The organism is Kitasatospora sp. NPDC057542 (assembly GCF_042801945.1).
Classification (GTDB): domain Bacteria; phylum Actinomycetota; class Actinomycetes; order Streptomycetales; family Streptomycetaceae; genus Kitasatospora.
The window spans coordinates 1-2,579 of sequence record NZ_JBHVFE010000734.1 but is presented as its reverse complement, the minus strand read 5'-3'; the positions used below and the strand labels follow the sequence as shown (position 1 = coordinate 2,579).

Genomic DNA, 2,579 nt, shown 5'->3' with positions numbered 1-2,579 from the left:
GGCACGGAGCGGGGCCGGGCCCGCCGACGAAACAGGCCCGGCCCGCGGTCACGCCCCGTTCTCGGGGGTGACGACCAGGTGCTCGGCGAGGAACCAGACCTGGGTCTCGCCGGTGCGGATGATCTGGGAGACCAGGAGGTCCTGGGTGCCGTCGTCGCCGAGCTCGGCCGTGCGGGTGGCGGCGTCACGGACGTCGGCGAGGATGGTCTCGTGCGCGTCGAGCAGGCGCGAGAGCATCGACCGCACACTCTCGATGCCGTCCGGCGGGCGCGGCACGTCCGTGATCTGCGCGGCGTGCCGGGGGTCACCCACCGCGACGCCGCCGAGGCTCTGCACCCGTTCGGCGAGTGCGTCGACCAGCTCCAACTGCTCCTGGGCGTGCTTGTCGAGGAGCAGGTGCAGCTGGTAGGCGGTCGGCCCACGCATGCCCCAGTGGCACTTCTTGTACAGCGCGTACAGGAACTGGGTGTCCGCGAGGACGCGGTTGAGCCGCTGGCACGAGTACTGCCGGGCGTCGTGGGAGAGCGCGATCGGCAGCTGGGTGACGGTGCCGAACTGCTGGATCTCGGGGCCGTGCTGGTGGAGTCGCGGCTGCTGGCTGGTCATGGTGTTCCTCGGGTTTCTCGGGTTTCTCGGGGGTGGGGTGGTCAGTTGTCCACGGACCGGACGGCTTCGCGGATCAGGTCGGCGACCCGCTCGGGGTGGGAGAGCATCACCAGGTGCGAGGAGTCGACCTCGACCGTGGCGGCCCCGGCGCGCCGGTAGCCGAACCGCTGGACATCGGGGTTGAGGGTCCGGTCGGCGGTGGCCACGATCCCCCAGGACGGCTTGGTCCGCCACGCGGCGGTGGGCGCGGCCTCGCCGAACGCCGCTGCGGCGAGCGGCCGTTGGGTGACGGCGAGGACCCGGGCGAGCTCGGGGTCGACGTCGGCCGCGAAGATCGCCGGAAGACGGTCGACCTCCACCGAGACGTCGGTGCCCTCACCGCTCCCGTCCTCCAGCGGGAAGGGGCTGTACACCAGGGCGGAGGCGAGGTCGGAGGCGGGGAAGCCGCCCTGCAGCTCACCCAGGCTCTCCCCCTCCTCCAGCGCGTAACCCGCCAGGTACACCAGCCCCTTGACGTTCTCCTCGGCGCCCGCCACGGTGATCACCGCGCCGCCGTAGGAGTGGCCGACCAGCACGACCGGCCCGGGAATCCGCCGGACCACCGACGCGATGTAGGCGGAATCGCCGGTCAGACTGCGGTTGGGCACAGCCGGCGCCACCACCTTCAGTCCGTCGGCCAGCAGTTCGGGGATCACCCGGGCGAAGCTGGAGGCGTCGGCGAAGGCGCCGTGCACGAGCACGACGGTGGGCGTGTCGTTCGTCGTCATGACTGAATCCTTACTGGGCCTTACCGAGGCCTTCGGATCACTGACTTCTTCGGCCATCAGGCTAGGAACGCACGGGCCCGGGGCCTGTCCCGACCGCGCACTGTCGACGGTCGGTCCGCGCACCGGATGCGGGGGTCGAGCCGCTGTCACCTGTCCGTCCCCGCGGGTGCTCCCGGCCACAGCACTCTCGGACGACTCGGGGTGCTCTCAGAGGCAATCGGCCGACGGCGGACGGCCCTAGCGTGTGACCCGTCGCAGCCACACGCTGCCGTAAGGAAAGGAAAACCCGTGCCGTACATCACCGTTGGCCAGGAGAACACCACCTCCATCGACCTCCACTACGAGGACCGCGGCACCGGCCAGCCGGTCGTCCTCATCCACGGCTTCCCGCTGAACGGCGACTCCTGGGAGCGCCAGGAGGCCGCGCTGCTGGACGCCGGCTACCGGGTCATCACCTACGACCGCCGCGGCTTCGGCCGATCCTCGCAGCCGACCACCGGCTACGACTACGACACCTTCGCCGCGGACCTGAACACCGTGCTGGAGACCCTCGACGTCCGCGACGCCGTGCTGGTCGGCTTCTCGATGGGCACCGGCGAGGTCGCCCGCTACGTGGGCACCTACGGCTCCGAGCGCGTCGCCAAGGTCGCCTTCCTGGCCTCCCTTGAGCCGTTCCTGCTGAAGACCGACGACAACCCGGACGGCGCCGCGCCGAAGGAGTTCTTCGACGGCATCGTCGCCGCCGTGAAGGCCGACCGGTTCGCCTTCTACACCGGCTTCTTCAACGACTTCTACAACCTCGACGAGAACCTCGGCACCCGGATCAGCGAGGAGGCCGTCCGCAACAGCTGGAACGTCGCCACCTCCGGCGGTGCCTTCGCTGCCTCGGCCGCGCCGTCCACCTGGTACACGGACTTCCGCGCCGACATCACCCGCATCGACGTCCCGGCCCTCATCCTGCACGGCACCGGCGACCGCACCCTGCCGATCGACAACACCGCGCGCCCCTTCCACAAGGCGCTGCCCGCCGCCGACTACGTCGAGATCGAGGGCGCGCCGCACGGCCTGCTCTGGACCCACGCCGAGGAAGTCAACGCCGCGCTGCTGGCCTTCCTCGCCAAGTGACCCGGTCGGCCGCGTCACCCCCGACCGCGGCCGGCCGTCCCATGTCGGTGCCGCCGTGGGGGGCCTGCCCCGCCGACGCCC

The 2,579-nt window shown here is 71.1% G+C and carries 3 protein-coding genes; 1 reads left to right on the top strand and 2 read right to left on the bottom strand.

The annotated features are described in order from the left end of the window. Nucleotides 1-48: 48 nt before the first annotated feature. Nucleotides 49-606, bottom strand: coding sequence for a Dps family protein (locus ACFU7Y_RS42840; protein ID WP_380771880.1), 558 nt, complete (start codon nucleotides 604-606; stop codon nucleotides 49-51). A gap of 41 nt (nucleotides 607-647) precedes the next feature. Beyond that, on the bottom strand, nucleotides 648-1,373 hold the full coding sequence (locus ACFU7Y_RS42835; RefSeq protein ID WP_380771878.1) for an alpha/beta fold hydrolase: 726 nt from the start codon (nucleotides 1,371-1,373) through the stop codon (nucleotides 648-650). A gap of 288 nt (nucleotides 1,374-1,661) precedes the next feature. Between ACFU7Y_RS42835 and ACFU7Y_RS42830 the strand changes: the two genes are divergently transcribed. Continuing rightward, nucleotides 1,662-2,498, top strand: a complete 837-nt coding sequence (locus tag ACFU7Y_RS42830; RefSeq protein WP_380771876.1) for an alpha/beta fold hydrolase — start codon at nucleotides 1,662-1,664, stop codon at nucleotides 2,496-2,498. The last annotated feature ends 81 nt before the right edge of the window (nucleotides 2,499-2,579 follow it).

Bases quoted from the DNA above. Each gene is read 5' to 3' on its own strand.
- ACFU7Y_RS42835 (WP_380771878.1), bottom strand. From the start codon at position 1,373: ATGACGACGAACGACACGCCCACCGTCGTGCTCGTGCACGGCGCCTTC.
- ACFU7Y_RS42840 (WP_380771880.1), bottom strand. From the start codon at position 606: ATGACCAGCCAGCAGCCGCGACTCCACCAGCACGGCCCCGAGATCCAG.